Source organism: Sphingopyxis sp. 550A (assembly GCF_053569535.1).
The window spans coordinates 2129377-2144637 of record NZ_CM131615.1; the positions used below are offsets into that span (position 1 = coordinate 2129377).

At 65.8% G+C, this 15261-nt stretch carries 13 protein-coding genes; 8 read left to right on the forward strand and 5 right to left on the reverse strand.

All coding sequences use genetic code 11. The annotated features are described in order from the left end of the window. Positions 1–33: 33 nt before the first annotated feature. Complete coding sequence (locus tag ACVENA_RS10340; RefSeq protein WP_449328717.1) at positions 34–819, reverse strand: 3-hydroxybutyrate dehydrogenase; 786 nt, start codon at positions 817–819, stop codon at positions 34–36. 29 nt (positions 820–848) lie between these two features. Then, a complete protein-coding gene (locus tag ACVENA_RS10345; protein WP_449328718.1) occupies positions 849–1994 on the reverse strand; it encodes a patatin-like phospholipase family protein in 1146 nt (381 codons plus the stop codon). Positions 1995–2168: 174 nt separating this feature from the next. Here ACVENA_RS10345 and ypfJ point away from each other — a divergent pair, with 174 nt between their 5' ends. Both ypfJ and ACVENA_RS10355 read left to right on the forward strand, forming a co-directional pair. Beyond that, on the forward strand, positions 2169–3080 hold the full coding sequence (gene ypfJ, locus ACVENA_RS10350; RefSeq protein WP_449328719.1) for a KPN_02809 family neutral zinc metallopeptidase: 912 nt from the start codon (positions 2169–2171) through the stop codon (positions 3078–3080). Further along, complete coding sequence (locus ACVENA_RS10355; RefSeq protein WP_449328720.1) at positions 3053–4333, forward strand: Xaa-Pro dipeptidase; 1281 nt, start codon at positions 3053–3055, stop codon at positions 4331–4333. Before ypfJ ends, ACVENA_RS10355 begins: the two co-directional genes overlap by 28 nt. A 131-nt stretch (positions 4334–4464) precedes the next feature. Here the strand turns inward: ACVENA_RS10355 and ACVENA_RS10360 are convergent, their stop codons facing one another. After that, positions 4465–5067 carry a cytochrome b gene (locus ACVENA_RS10360; RefSeq protein ID WP_257550684.1) on the reverse strand — a complete coding sequence of 201 codons (603 nt, stop codon included), beginning with the start codon at positions 5065–5067 and terminating at the stop codon, positions 4465–4467. Positions 5068–5186: 119 nt separating this feature from the next. Here ACVENA_RS10360 and ACVENA_RS10365 point away from each other — a divergent pair, with 119 nt between their 5' ends. From ACVENA_RS10365 to ACVENA_RS10385, 5 genes are all read left to right on the forward strand, one after another. Further along, positions 5187–7256: a prolyl oligopeptidase family serine peptidase gene (locus ACVENA_RS10365; protein ID WP_449328721.1), complete on the forward strand. Its 2070-nt coding sequence runs from the start codon at positions 5187–5189 to the stop codon at positions 7254–7256. A gap of 156 nt (positions 7257–7412) precedes the next feature. Next, complete coding sequence (locus ACVENA_RS10370; RefSeq protein WP_449328722.1) at positions 7413–10118, forward strand: valine--tRNA ligase; 2706 nt, start codon at positions 7413–7415, stop codon at positions 10116–10118. Continuing rightward, positions 10115–11581 carry an MATE family efflux transporter gene (locus tag ACVENA_RS10375; RefSeq protein ID WP_257550707.1) on the forward strand — a complete coding sequence of 489 codons (1467 nt, stop codon included), beginning with the start codon at positions 10115–10117 and terminating at the stop codon, positions 11579–11581. Before ACVENA_RS10370 ends, ACVENA_RS10375 begins: the two co-directional genes overlap by 4 nt. Positions 11582–11674: 93 nt before the next feature. Continuing rightward, entirely contained in the window at positions 11675–12838 is a 1164-nt protein-coding gene (locus tag ACVENA_RS10380; protein ID WP_449328723.1) for a sensor histidine kinase, read from the forward strand. A gap of 1 nt (position 12839) precedes the next feature. After that, complete coding sequence (locus ACVENA_RS10385; RefSeq protein ID WP_257550719.1) at positions 12840–13574, forward strand: LytR/AlgR family response regulator transcription factor; 735 nt, start codon at positions 12840–12842, stop codon at positions 13572–13574. A 51-nt stretch (positions 13575–13625) separates the two neighbouring features. Here the strand turns inward: ACVENA_RS10385 and ACVENA_RS10390 are convergent, their stop codons facing one another. Beyond that, positions 13626–13979 (reverse strand): UrcA family protein, encoded by a 354-nt coding sequence (locus tag ACVENA_RS10390; protein ID WP_449328724.1) that lies wholly within the window; start codon positions 13977–13979, stop codon positions 13626–13628. Between the two features lie 231 nt (positions 13980–14210). On the opposite strand from ACVENA_RS10390, the gene ACVENA_RS10395 reads away from it, so the two are divergent. Beyond that, on the forward strand, positions 14211–14753 hold the full coding sequence (locus tag ACVENA_RS10395) for a hypothetical protein (RefSeq protein WP_449328725.1): 543 nt from the start codon (positions 14211–14213) through the stop codon (positions 14751–14753). 14 nt (positions 14754–14767) lie between these two features. Here the strand turns inward: ACVENA_RS10395 and ACVENA_RS10400 are convergent, their stop codons facing one another. Beyond that, a complete protein-coding gene (locus ACVENA_RS10400) occupies positions 14768–15133 on the reverse strand; it encodes a hypothetical protein (RefSeq protein WP_449328726.1) in 366 nt (121 codons plus the stop codon). Positions 15134–15261 lie beyond the last annotated feature (128 nt).

The following is a 15261-nucleotide window of genomic DNA, read 5'->3' on the forward strand; positions in this document are numbered from 1 at the left end:
AGCCGGAAGGAAAATGCTCAAGGCCGGAGCGTCTCAGGCCGCGGTCCATCCCCCGTCGACGCTGAGGTTGGCGCCGGTGATGTTCGCCGCCTCGTCGCGCGTCAGGAAGGCCGCTAGCGCCGCGACCTGATCGACGGTGACGAACTGCTTCGTGGGCTGGCCCGCGAGCAGCACGTCGTTGATCACCTGCTCGCGCGTCATGTGCCGCGCCTTCATCGTGTCGGGAATCTGGTTCTCGACCAGCGGCGTCCAGACATAGCCGGGGCTGATGCAGTTAACGGTGATTCCCGCGTCGGCAACCTCGATCGCGACGGTCTTGGTCAGCCCCGCGAGCCCGTGCTTCGCGGTGACATAGGCCGACTTGAACGGCGAAGCGACGAGCGAGTGCGCCGAGGCGGTGCCGATGATCCGCCCCCATTTCTTCTTGCGCATCCCCGGCACCGCGTGGCGGATCGTGTGGAAGGCCGCGGTCAGGTTGAGCGCGATGATCATGTCCCATTTCTCGACCGGGAAATCCTCGACCGGCGACACGAACTGCATCCCGGCATTGTTCACGAGGATGTCGACCCCGCCCAGATCCTTGTCCGCGCGCTGGAACATCGCCTCGATCTCGTCGGGCTTGGTGAGGTCGGCGCCGTCATAGACCGCCTTGCCGCCATTGAGCACGGCCAGCGCCGCGCGTTCGGCCTCGATCGCGTCGGCGTCGCCAAAGCCGTTGATGACGATGTTCGCGCCCGCGGCGGCGAACGCCTTGGCGATGCCGAGCCCGATGCCCGAGGTCGATCCGGTGACGAGCGCGGTCTTGCCTTTGAGATGCATGGATTAGTCCTTTCAGGTGGGGGAGAGGGTCAGCCGGCCTTGGGGCGAAGATCGCCTGACTGGACGGCAAAGCTGTCGGAGCGCCCTTCGGCGATACTGTCGGCGAGCAGGTGGCCGTCCTTCATTGCGGCCTCGACCGCGGCGCGGCCGAGCGCCCAATTGGCCTCCATCGTCGCGCGCGAAAATTCGAAATCGCGCACCCCGGTCTGCCACGCGGGCGGCTGGTGAATAAGCTGGACGACGTTGAGCGCCTTGGCGTCGATCATCCGCTCGACCGCTTTCACTTCCGGCAGGTCGCGCGCGTCGGGCGGCAGTTTGGCGAGCATCCGGTCGATCAGCCGATGCTCCTTGCGTCGGCGCACCAGCCCGTCGGAGATACGCCGCGTGCGGCTTGAATAGCGGATATCCTTCTCGCGCGACCAGGCTTCCTCCAGATCGTGCGGTCGCTCGCCGCGGGCGGGGAAAAGATCGACCTGAAAGACGAGCATGTCTTCGTGTCCGGCTTCGACGACATGCTCCAGCGGCGTATTCGAAACGAGGCCGCCGTCCCAATACCAGGTCCCGTCGATCTCGATCGGCGGCAGGCCCGGCGGCAGCGCGCCTGACGCCATGATATGCCGCGCGTCGATCGTGTCGGTGGTCGTATCGAAATAACGGAAATTGCCCGTCTCGACCGCGACCGCACCGACCGACAGCCGCACCTTGCCATGGTTCAGCCGGTCCCAGTCGACCAGCCGGTCGAGCGTCGCGGCGAGCGGCGCGGTGTCGTAGAAGCTGACCGCGGCGGGCGTCTGCCGCTCGGCGAACATCGGCGGCGGGATGCGCGGGACGAAGAAGCCCGGCACGCCGAAGCTCGCGACCTGCGCCGCCGCGCCCAGATGCACCCATTCGCGGATCAGGTCGTTGTCGACGCTCGGCAGCGAAGGCAGCGCCGACGATACGCCCTCCCAGAATTCGCGCATCCGCCCGACCGCCTCGTCACGCGGATTACCCGCGATAATCGCGGCGTTGACCGCGCCGATCGAAATGCCCGCGACCCAATCGAGCTCGATCCCGAGTTCGATCAGCGCTTCATAGATGCCCGCCTGAAACGCGCCGAGCGCGCCCCCGCCTTGCAGGACGAGGACGACCAGATCGGGAAGCGGCAAAGCGGCGCGGGCGGCACGGCGGGGCATGGACTCGAAACGATCCTTATTCTGCGTTCGGCACCCTTGGACTTTTGTGCACCGCAACAGACGAGATTGCAAGTCTCCGCTCCATGTCTCCGCAAGACGCGAAGCCCCTTCCAATTGCCCCGCGCTGCTGCCACTATCCGCCCCGGACAAACACTTAGCGGCGGGAGGGACCCCATGCGCCTCGACGATTATGATCCCGGCGACGATATTCAGGATCTCGGGCGCGGAAGCGGCGGCTTCGGCGGCGGCGGGGGCGGCGGCATGGGCGGCCTGCTGTTCGGGTTGCTGCCGATGCTCCTCGGACGCAAGATGGGGTGCGGGACGATCCTGCTGCTCGGCGTTGTCGCTTTCTTCCTGCTCGGGCCGGGTATGAACATGCTGGGGTCGGGCGGCAGCACGGCCGACCCGGCGGCCGACAGCAGCGGCGCGCAGGCCGGCGCAGCGGCGTGCGACACGCAGGCCGAACGCTTCGCCTGTCAGGTGTTCAGTTCGACCAACCGTTTCTGGGGCAGCCAGATCAGCGGCTATCGGGAACCGGGTCTGCGCTTTTTCACCGAGAAGAACATGTCGGGGTGCGGCGCCGCGCAGTCCGCCATGGGGCCCTTCTATTGCCCCGCCGACCAGCGCATCTATCTCGACACCGAATTCTTCGACGAACTCCAGAACAAATTCCGCGCGGCGGGCGACGCGGCGCAGGCCTATGTCGTCGCGCATGAAGTCGGTCACCATATCCAGACGATCACCGGCATCTCCGATCAGGTTCGCAACGCCCAGCAGCGCGCGTCGCAGGCCCAAGGCAACGCACTGCAGGTCCGCATGGAACTGCAGGCCGACTGCTACGCCGGCGTCTGGGCGAACCGCGCGCGCAACAAGGACGGCCAGCAAGTCATGGAGCCCGGCGACATGGAGGAAGCGATGCGCGCCGCCAATGCGATCGGCGACGACACGCTGATGCGCTCGGCGGGCCAGCGCCCGGTTCCCGAAAGCTTCACGCACGGGACGAGCGAGCAACGCATGACCTGGCTGCGCCGCGGCCTCGAAACGGGGGATCCGAAACAGTGCGACACCTTCAGCGCGTCGCTCTGATCGCGGTAGCGGCGGCGCTTGCCGCCGCGCCCGCTTCGGCTGAAACGCTTTATGTCCAGACCGGGCGATTGATCGACGGCGTCTCGAACGCGGTGCGCACCGGCCAGTGCGTGACGATCGAGGATGAGCATATCAGGGCGGTCGCCCCCTGCGGCCAGGCGCCCGCGGGGGCGACGGTCGTCGACTGGTCGGCCTATACGGTGCTGCCGGGGCTGATTGACCTGCACACCCACCTCGCCGACGTCGGGCAGAGCGCCGACGTCGCGGCGCCGATCAAGGCCTCGCCCGCCGAAACCGCGCTCGTCGGCGCGCGCAACGCGCGCGTGACGCTGAATGCCGGCTTCACCAGCGTGCGCGACGTCGGCACCTATCGCGGGCTGACCGACGTGGCGCTCCGCAACGCGATCGACCGCGGCGACGTGCCGGGGCCGCGCATGTGGGTCGCGGGTGCCTATATCACCATTCCCGGCGGCGGCGGCGAGGTGAACGGCGTCGTCCCGAACGACCAGCTTCCACCCGACATGCGCCTCGGCGTCGCCGCGACGCCGGAAGAGGCCGCGCAGAAGACCGCCTGGCTGCTCGACCATGGCGCCGATTTCATCAAGACGATCGCCACCGGCGCCGTGCTCGCGATCGGCACCGAACCCGGCGCGCCCGAACTCACCGAGGATCAGCTTCGCGCGGTCGTGACGGTCGCCCACGCCCGCGGCAAGCGCGTCACCGCGCACGCCCACGGTGCGGTCGGCATAAAGAATGCGATCCGCGCCGGGGTCGACAGCATCGAACATGCCAGCCTCGCCGACGAGGAAGCGCTGCAGATGGCGAAGGCACACGGCACCTGGCTCGTCATGGACATCTACAACGGCACCTATATCGACGAGGAAGGTACGCGCGAGGGCTGGCCCGAGGAATATCTCCGCAAGAACCGCGAGACCACCGATACCCAGCGCACGGCGTTCCGGCGCGCGGTCGAACTGGGGGTGAAGATCGGTTACGGCACCGACGCCGGCGTCTATCCGCACGGGCTCAACGCACGGCAATTCGCGAACATGGTCAAATATGGCATGACCCCGATGCAGGCCATTCAGGCCGCGACCGGCCGCGCCTCGGAGGAGATGGGCCGCGCCGACATCGGCGCGATCGTGCCGGGGCGCTATGCCGACATGGTCGCGGTCAAGGCCGACCCGCTGAAGGACATCACGGCGCTGGAAGCGATCGACCATGTAATGAAGGGCGGCGCGATCGTTCGATAACGTCCGGAAGCGGACCTATCTTGCATCGTCATCCCGGACTTGCTCCGGGATCCATTCTCTCGGCGCCGGATGAATGGATCCCGGATCAAGTCCGGGATGACGAGAGTCTGAAAGCGGCCGATTGTAGGCGTTCAAGTCCGAGCATAGCGCATCCGAAAGAGGAGGTTGTCTTTCAGAATATAGTGGTGAAACAGCGATGCCGCGGCGTGGAAACCGATTAACCAATATCCGATTGTGCCGCCGAGACCGTGGAGGTCTTCGATCTCTTTCGCCAGTGCCCCGTTCGGACCGATGAGTGGCGGGAGCTCCAAACCGAAGAAGGGGATGGACTTCCCCTCGGCGCTTAGGATGAGCCAGCCAGCGATTGGCATTCCGATCATCAGAAGATAAAGAGCAAAGTGGGTGGCATTTGCGATCAGCTTCTGCCAGCTTGGACCTTCCAAAGGCGCTGGTGCCGGCCATATGAGCCGCGCCACGACCCTGAACCAGACAAGTCCGAAGACGGACAATCCCAGCATGAAGTGCCAATTCTTGAGCGCGTCACGCGGTACACTGCCTTTGGGCCAGAACTCCCTGAGCTCGATTGCCGCATAGACCGCTGTGATGACCAGCAACATAAGCCAGTGGAGAGTTATCGACGGCAGACTGTAAGAATTCGATTTTCGCTCGCCTGCCATAATGATCCTCCGGCCGCCAAATTGCCCTGCACGAATCCGCACTGCATTGATCTGCATCAATCAGCACGGGATTGGCCACACGGCGACGCCCACTCCCCACCCCGAAGCCGCCCTTGATGTTCGACCGACACCACGAACGGGGTTGAACGCACGCGCGGCCCGGCTAAACCGCTTTCATGCGTAACCATATCCTCACCAGCGCTATCGCGCTTGCCGCCGCCCTCTCCTCCCCTGCACTCGCCCGGCCGATGACCGAGGTCGATCTCGCGACGCTGAAGCGCGTCGGCGCCCCGGCCGCGTCGCCCGACGGGCGCTGGGTGGTGTTCCAGATGACCGAGACCGCGCCCGACAGCTACAAGCGCTCGACCGGCCTCTGGCTCGTCGATCGCAAGGCGAAGGACGCCAAGCCGGTCCAGATCGCCGATACGCCGGGCAAGAACGAAACCGCGCCCGCCTTCGCGCCCGACGGCAGCCTCTATTTCCTCTCGAACGCCTCGGGCAGCGATCAGGTCTGGCGGATTGACGTCAAGGCCGGCGGCGCGGCGACGCAGGTCACCGACACCAAGGCCGATATCGCTGGCTTCAAGATTTCACCCGACGGGGCAAAGCTGCTCGCCTGGGGCGACATTCCGATGGAATGCACCGACTTCGGCTGCGACGCCAAGGATAAGGGCGCGCTCGTCGGCCCCGGCACCGGCCGCCTCTACAAGGACGGCGTCGGCTTCGTGCGTCATTGGGACGAATGGGAAACGCCCGGAACGCACAGCCGCCCCTTCGTCTTCAACCTTGCGGACGGCAAGGCGAGCGTCGCGCGCCCGATCGCCGCCGGGCTGGTCGGCGACACGCCATCGAAACCCTTTGGCGGCGGTGAGGAACTGGCGTGGGGGCCGGACAGCCGCACCGTCTATTTCACGATGCGCAAGGCCGACCGCAACGAGCCGCGCTCGACCAACCTCGATATCTATAGCTGGCTGGTCGACAGCCGGATGATGCCGGTCAATCTGACGCAGAGCAATGAGGCGACCGACACCCTGCCCGCCCCGTCGCCCGACGGCAAATGGCTCGCCTATGCTGCGATGGCGCGGCCCGGCTATGAAGCCGACCGGCAGGTGCTGATGCTGCGCAACCTCGAAAGCGGCGAGACGAAGAAGCTAACCGACGCCTGGGATCGCTCTGTCGGATCGATCGCATGGGCGGCGGACGGCAAGTCGCTCTACGTCACCGCACAGGACGTGCTCGATAATCCGGTGTTCAAGGTCGACGCTGCGACCGGCAAGGTCGAACGGCTCAAGGCGTCGACCGAGGCGTTCGACGGCAACATCGGCGACGTCAGCGTCCTGCCGGGCGGCGGGCTCCTCTATTCGCGCAACACCGCGCTGCTGCCGACCGACATCTATGCCCGCGACGCGAAGGGCAAGGTGACGCAGCTCAGCGCGGTCAATGCTGCGACCCTCGCGCAATTCGACCCGGTCAAGATCGACCGGATGCAGTTCGCGGGCGCGAACGGCGACAAGGTGTGGGGCATGATCCTGAAACCCGCGAACGCCGCCGCGAAGCTGCCGGTCGCCTTCATCGTCCACGGCGGCCCGCAGTCGAGTTTTGGCAACAGCTGGTCGACGCGCTGGAACCCGCGCCTTTTCGCCGAGCAGGGTTATGGCGTCGTCACCGTCGATTTCCACGGCTCGACCGGCTACGGTCAGGCCTTCACCGACAGCATCAACAAGGACTGGGGCGGCAAGCCACTCGAAGACCTCAAACTCGGCCTCGCCGCGGCGGGCAAACAGGATGCGCAGCTCGACATCGCCAACGCCTGCGCGCTCGGCGCCTCCTATGGCGGCTACATGATGAACTGGATCGCGGGTCAGTGGACCGACGGCTTCAAATGCCTCGTCCAGCATGACGGCGTCTTCGACGCGCGCGCCATGGCCTATGAAACCGAGGAGCTGTGGTTCGACGAGTGGGAGCATGGCGGCGCCTATTTCGAGGTTCCCGAGGAATTCGAGAAATGGAACCCGGTGAACCATGTCGACAAGTGGAAAACCCCGATGCTGGTGATCACCAGCGAAAAGGATTTCCGCATTCCCTACACGCAGGGGATCGCCGCCTTCACCGCGCTTCAGCGCCGCGGCGTTCCGTCGCAATTGCTCGTCTTCCCCGATGAAAATCATTGGGTGCTGAAGGGCGCGAACAGCGTCCAGTGGCACCGCACCGTGTTCGACTGGCTGGGGAACCATTTGAAGAAATAGGGCCGCGTGCTCCCGCGAAGGCGGGAGCCCATCACCGGTCGGCGCCATTTTGAACCGGCAGGAGATGGGTCCGCGCCTTCGCGGGGACACGCCCGTGTTTGACAAGGGCCGGTTCCCCCTTGCCGCGCTGCAGCATGGCTGGCAAAGGCGGCCGCTATGCCGATGGAAAAAACCTTCGATCCCGCCGCCATCGAGGCGAAATGGGCCCAGACATGGGAAAGCCGCGGGCTGTTCCGCCCTGCGCGCCCGGACGCGCAGCCGTTCACGATCGTCAACCCGCCGCCGAACGTCACCGGCGCGCTGCACATCGGCCATGCGCTCGACAATACGCTGCAGGACGTACTCGTCCGCTACGAACGGCTGCGCGGCAAGGATGCGCTGTGGGTCGTCGGCATGGATCATGCCGGAATCGCGACGCAAATGGTCGTCGAGCGCCAGCTCGAGGAGCGGCAGGACAAGCGCACCAACTATACGCGCGAAGAGTTCGTCGAGAAAGTGTGGCAGTGGAAGGCGGAGAGCGGCGGCCAGATCACCGGCCAGCTTCGCCGCCTCGGCTGCTCGATGGACTGGTCGCGAGAGCAGTTCACGATGGACCCGCATTTCACCAAAGCTGTGGTCAAGGTCTTCGTCGATCTGCACAAGAAGGGCCTGATCTACCGCGACAAGCGCCTGGTGAACTGGGACCCCAAGCTCAAGACCGCGATCTCGGACCTCGAGGTCGAGACGCACGAAATTCAGGGCGGCTTCTGGCACTTCAAATATCCGCTCGCCGATGGCGTCAAACTCGATGACGGACGCGATTATATCGAGGTCGCGACGACGCGCCCCGAAACGATGCTCGCCGACATGGCGGTCGCGGTCCACCCCGACGATGCGCGATACAAAAGCGTGATCGGCAAGGACATCCTCCAGCCGATCACTGGCCGCCGCTTCAAGGTCGTCGCCGACGAACATGCCGATCCCGAGCTCGGATCGGGCGCGGTGAAGATCACGCCGGGACATGATTTCAACGACTTCGAGGTCGGCAAGCGCGCGGGGTTCAAGCCCGGCGAGATGCTCAACATGCTCGACGGCGATGCGAACGTAATCCAGACGGCCGATGGGCTGGTCCCCGAGGACTATCTCGGCCTCCACCGCTTCAAGCGCGATGGCGTCGATGGCGCGCGCGAACTGGTCGTACAGCGGATGAAGGCGCTTGGCTTCCTGATCCCGCACGTCGACAAGGACGGCGCCGAGCATGACGCCGAGCCGCGCACGATCCAGACGCCCTTCGGCGACCGCGGCGGCGTGGTGATCGAGCCCTGGCTGACCGACCAATGGTATGTCGACGCCGAAACGCTGGCGCAGCCGCCGATGGCGGCGGTGCGCGACGGGCGCATCAACATCGTCCCCAAGACATGGGAAAAGACCTTCTTCAACTGGATGGAGAATATCCAGCCGTGGTGCGTGTCGCGCCAGCTCTGGTGGGGTCACCGGATTCCGGCTTGGTATGCCGACGACGGCCGCATCTTCGTCGCCGAGACCGAAGAGGAAGCGCAGGCTGAAGCGGGCGAAGGCGTGGCGCTTGCCCGCGATCCCGACGTTCTCGACACCTGGTTCTCCTCGGCTCTCTGGCCCTTCGCGACGCTCGGCTGGCCGGAAAACACCGACCTCCTGAAGCGCCACTACCCCAACGACGTCCTCGTCTCGGGATTCGACATCCTCTTCTTCTGGGATGCGCGCATGGCGATGCAGGGGATGGAGTTCATGGGCGATGTCCCGTGGAAGACGCTCTATCTCCACGGCCTCGTCCGCGCACCCGACGGCGCGAAGATGTCGAAGTCGAAGGGCAATGTCGTCGACCCACTCGGGCTGATCGACCAGTATGGCGCCGACGCCCTCCGCTTCTTCATGAGCGCGATGGAAAGCCAGGGCCGCGACATCAAGATGGATGACGCGCGCCTCGCGGGCTATCGCAATTTCGCGACCAAGCTCTGGAACGCCGCGCGCTTCTGCGAAGCCAACGGGATATCAGCCTCGGCCAGCCTCGAAGCACCCGCGGCGAGCCTGCCGGTCAATCGCTGGATCATCGGCGAGGTCGCCGACACCGTCGCGGCGATCGACAAGGCATTCGCCGCCTATCGCTTCGACGATGCCGCGAACGCGATCTACAGCTTTGCGTGGGATCGCTTCTGCGACTGGTATCTGGAACTGATCAAGCCTGTCTCGAGCGAAGTCGAGAGAGGCGCGATCGACGACGAGACGAAGGCGGTCGCCGGCTGGGTGCTCGACCAGATCCTCGTCATGCTCCACCCCTTCATGCCCTTCATCACCGAAGAGCTGTGGACCGGCCTCGGCGACCGCGACGCCTATCCGCTGATCACCGCGAAATGGCCCGAGCCGAAGGCAGAGCGCGACGCGGAGGCGAGCGCGGATATCGACTGGCTGATCAAGCTGGTCAGTGAACTCCGCGGTGCCAAGGCCGAACTCGGCCTGCCGCCGGGCGCGCGGCTGACCGCGCATTTCCCGGCGTCGCTGAAGGACCGTGCCGACAAGCTCGCGGCGCAGCTCGACCGCCTCGCGCGGCTCGACGCGATCAGTTTCGATCCCGCACCGGCGGGCGCGTCGGCCCAGCTCGTCGTCGAGGGCGAGACGATCATCATCCCACTCGAAGGCGTGATCGACATCGCCGCCGAGCGCGACCGCCTGACCAAGGCGCTCGCCGCCGCGGCCAAGGAGTTGGGCGGCCTCGCCGGCCGCCTGAACAACCCCTCGTTCGTCGAGCGCGCCAAGCCCGAAGCGGTCGAAAAGGCGCGCGCCGACCATGCCGCCAAGGCGGCCGAAGCCGAGCGCCTGACCGCGGCATTGGCACGGCTGGGGTGACCGACGGCGAAACGCCCGTCACGCCGCTGCCCGTCGCGGCCGCGGCCGACCCGGCCGCGGGGCCGATCCCGCCGCGCCAGAACGCGCGCGGCGGCGGGCGGATGGACCTGACCAGCGGGCCGATCACCAAGACGCTGATCCTCTTCGCGCTGCCGACGCTCGCGTCGAACATCCTGCAGACGCTGTCGAGCTCGGTGAACTCGATCTGGGTCGGCCAGTTCCTCGGCGAAAGCGCGCTCGCCGCGACCGCCAATGCCAACATCATCATGTTCCTGATGTTCGGTGCCTTTTTCGGGTTCGGCATGGCGGCGACGGTGCTGATCGGCCAATCGATCGGGCGCGGCGACATCGATGCGGCGCGGCGCGCGGCGGGCGGGGTCATCGGGCTCGCGCTGATCTTTTCGATCGCGATCGCGGTCGTCGGCTGGTTCGCATCCGACCGGATATTGCATTGGCTGAAAACCCCGCCCGAGGCGTTCGGGCTGGCGCACGACTATCTGCGCGTCACCTTCCTCGCGGTGCCCGCGAGCATGTTGTCGGTGACGCTGATGATGGCGTCGCGCGGCGCGGGCGATGCCGTGACGCCGCTGCGCTTCATGATGCTGACGGTCGTGCTCGACATCGTCTTCAATCCCGTGCTGATCCTCGGCCTCGGCCCGTTCCCGCGCCTTGGCATCGCGGGCAGCGCGCTTGCCACCGCGACCGCAGGGACGATCAGTCTCGCAGGGATGATCGCCTGGTTCTATGCTCGAAACCATGTGCTGCGCCTTCGCGGCCGCGAACTCGCCTATCTGTTGCCCACGGGGAGCGAGCTTCGCTTCATCGTCGGGCGCGGCCTGCCGATGGGCGCGCAGATGCTTGTCATCTCGGGCGCCGGGCTCGTCATGGTCGGACTCGTCAATCGCGAGGGACTCGTCACCGCCGCCGCTTATGGCGCGACGCTACAGCTCTGGAATTATGTCCAGATGCCTGCGCTCGCAATCGGCGCGGCGGTCAGCGCAATGGCGGCGCAGAATATCGGCGCGGCGCGCTGGGATCGCGTGGCGTCGGTGACGAACAGCGGCATGGCAATCAACCTCGTCATGACCGGCATCCTGATTGCGCTGCTTCTGACCTTTGACCGCGCGGCGCTCGCGCTGTTCCTTGGCAGCGAAAGCCCGGCGATCGAGGTGTCGCGCCATATCCAGTTGATCGCAACCTGGACCTTCCTGCCTTTCGGCACGACGATCGTGCTGATCGGCACGCTGCGCGCCAATGGCTCGGTCGTCCCGCCGCTGATCATCCTCTTCCTTTCGATGTTCCCGATCCGCCTCGGCATCTATTATTTCGGCTATGCGGCGATCGGCAGCGACATTTTATGGTGGAGCTTTCCGCTGTCCTCGCTCGCCTCGCTGGCGATGGCATGGGCGGTCTACAAGCGCGGGGGCTGGCGCCGCACGATGCCGCGGCCCGACCTCGGATAGCAGCTTTCGACCAAAGTCCGGGCCGCTTCGACTGGCGGCCCGGAGCCTGCTAGCCTTGCGGCGCCGTTTGGCGCTAAGGCAGCCTCGATGAACATGACTATCCGCAAAGATACGCTGCGCGATCAGCGAGCGAAGATGCTGGCCGCGGCGCCCGACTGGCGCGCCTCCGACGCACGCGTCAATCCGCGGGTCGCGATTGGCTCAATCGTCGCGATGTGGCTGCTCTATTTCCTGATCACCACGGGCCTCGGCATTCTCGCGGGGGCCGAGCAGTGGGAATATGCCGGCCGCCGCGCCACCGTCGTCGTTGCGGGCATTCTCTGCACCTTCGTCCTCTACCAGCTCATCCAGCGCGTCCAGCCGCGCGGCTTCGGCGCCCGGCTCGCCGTCGCGATGGGCGCCGCGATCCCGCTGGTCATCGTCTATGCGTGCATCAATCTGCTGGTCTTCTATTACTGGCTGCCGCTCCCGGACTCGGCCAAGATCATCGCCGACATCCAGGCGAAATTTCCGCTCGCGTGGGAAATCGTACTGATCCTCGACAGTTCGATTCGCTGGTATTTCTTCTTCGCGGTCTGGGCTGCGCTCTATGTCGCTTTCGGCTATGCCAACGAAATGCGCGCGGTCGAACGACGCGCGAACCATTTCCGCATCGAGGCGCAAACCGCGCAGCTCCGCGCACTCCACTACCAGGTCAATCCGCACTTTCTGTTCAATACCCTCAATTCGCTGTCAACGCTCGTCCTGCGCGGGTCGAAGAGCGAGGCCGAGACAATGATCATGAACCTGTCGTCCTTCCTGCGATCGAGCCTCGCGATCGATCCCGAACAGCTCGTCAGCCTCGACGAGGAGATCGCGCTCCAGCGGCTCTATCTCGATATCGAACAGGTTCGCTTCCCCGACCGGCTGCAGGTCGAGGTTGCGGTGCCGAAGGCGTTGGAAAACGCCTGCGTCCCGGTGCTGATCCTGCAACCGATCATCGAGAATGCGATCAAATATGGGGTCGCGCCCAGCAAGGGCCGGATCGCGATCCGGCTGACCGCGAGCAGCGAGCACGGCCTGCTCATCGTCCGCATCGAAAACGACATCGATCCCAAGGCGCCGATTCCCGCGCCGGGAACGGGTCTCGGCCTCGGCAACGTCCGCGAGCGGCTGCTGACCCGCTACGGTCCCGCGGCGGGCTGCGAATGGGGCCGGTCGGACAGCGGCGGCTTCTTCGTTTCCTTGTGGCTGCCGTTGGCACGGGAGGGATGTTGAGATGATGCGGACATTGCGCACGCTGATCGTCGACGACGAGCCGCTGGCAATCGAACGGCTGCAGATCCTTGCCGGGCAGCAGGACGGAATTTCACTTGTCGGAACCGCCAGCGACGGCGCCTCGGCGCTGCGCATGGTCGACGCGCTCGCTCCCGATCTCGTCCTCTGCGACATCGCGATGCCCGATCTCGACGGGCTGGCGGTCGCGGCGGCAATCGACAGGATCGACAATCCGCCCGCGGTCGTCTTCGTCACCGCTTTCGATCGCTATGCGGTGGCGGCGTTCGATGTCGCCGCGGTCGATTATCTGCTCAAGCCGGTATCGCCCGACCGCCTCGCCCGTGCGCTGGCCCGCGTGCGCGAGTGGAGCGCGACCGACCGCGCGCCCAAGCAGAAGAGCAAATGGATCACCGAATTCTGGGTCCAGAACCGCGGCGAGATGCTGCGCATCGATGCCGACCAGGTCGACCTGATCGAGGCCGAGCGCGATTATATGCGCCTGCATGTCGGCGGCCGAAGCTGGCTGATCCACCAGACCATCAAGTCGCTCGAAGTACGTATGAACCCCGATCAGTTCATGCGCATCCACCGGTCGAAGATGATCCGCCGCGACGGCATCGTCGGGCTCAAGCACCATGGCGACGGCGCGTGGAGCGTCGATCTGGGCGAAGGCGGCGTCCACCGGATCGGCCGCACCTATCTGCACGACGTAAAGGCGATCACGCACGGAGCATGATCGCCTTCGTCGGGGCCGCCCCCTGCTTGTGGGCGGCTTCGCCGATAACGGTCAGGGAGCGGCGACGACCGGCGGTTTCTCGCTCGCGAACCGGGCGCTGCTGCCTTTCAACAACGCCGCGAGCTGGGGTTCGGCGCTGCTCCGCGCCCGCGCTTCGCACGCCTGCTCGTCCGCGCGCTGTTCCAGCGAAGGACGGGGATCGACGCGGCACATCGTACGGATCGCGTTGCGAACGCGAAGGTCGAGCCGCTCGCGGCCATCGATCGTCTGAAGATCGAGATCGCCGTAACGCACCTCGACGCGCGGCGCGTCGTCGTCCTGCGCCATCGCGGGCGCGGCCATGCCGGTGGCGGCCATCGTCAGGGAGATCAAGGCAAGGGTCGGTTTGAACGTCGGTTTGAACATGGGGGGAGTCCTCTCAATCCGGGGTTATGATGCGGGACACGGCCTGATGTTAACCGGGGAAGATTGCACCAACCCGCATCCCGCACAGACGGAATGCGCCATTCGCGGCGCCCTCGCATGCGGGGTTCGACCGGTTCGGGAACCCGGTCGATCAGCCGGACGAAGTGCCTTTGGGCATCGACCAATGGCCGAAGGCTTGCAACCGGCCGTCACAATGTTTCTCTTCGTGAAATGAGAAGGAAATCCCGCCCCTCTCCGAGTCGCGGCCGGGCCGGGCGCCGGCTGGTCTGGGCGCTCGGGCTGAGCGTTGCCGGATTCGCGGGCGGGGCGCTGCTGGGCCTCGCGGTTGTCGACAAGGGGCTCGATCACGCAGCCGGCGGCGATGCTTCCTTTGCCGGACTCAGCGCCAACCCCGACGCACTCGTCACCGGGCAGACGGACGCCCCGCCCTGCCCCGACTGCGCCGACAGCTATGGCGTCGCCGCGCGACTGAACGCCCGGCGCGATCACCGGATGAGCGATGCCTTTCGCGAACTGGGCCAGGTCGATGGTGATATCATGCCATCGCCCGAACCGGCGGACAATTATCGCTATGGCGGCAGACTTCCCGATCCCGCGCCGCGCTCCGACCCGCGAGACGAGCCGGCAATGGTCATCCCCGTCGCGCTTCCGCCTCCCGCCGCGCGCGCGGCGCCGATTGCGCCGAAGCCGGCCGACGAACGGCAGCAAAAAGGCCCCGGCGAACCGCCGGCCCCTCCTGCCGATCCACGGTAGGAATCGTCAGCGCGTCAATTCCTGGGCTGCGGCTGCGCACAGCGTGACGTATCGCCCGCCTTGCAGGCCGCGACATCGGCTTCCCACTGAATCCGCTCTTCGGCCGACATGGCCGCCACGCGCGCCTTTTCGGCCTCATAGGCCTCGGTTTCCCTGACGAATTCGGATTGCGCGGCCGCTTCCTGCTGATCGCGTGCGGCGACCTGCGCTTCATAAGCCTGCGTCTCCGCATTGGCTTTCGCCAGTTGATCGGCGTTGAGCCGCGCCGTGTTCGCGCGTTCCTCTGTCGTCGTCCCATCGGGATTTTTCTGCATCGCACCCGCCTGTCCCGCCGCGAGCAGCGCCATCGCCGCGCCAGCCGTCAAAATCGCCCTGATCATCGAAGCGCTCCTTCCAATTCAGGCACCTGCCCATCCAACGTTTTGCTCGGCTCGTCGTTCCCCGTAACGCCGGCCCGATCGCATGGATTTGACGATGCCCCGCACAGCCGTCATTCTGACCCGGCTCT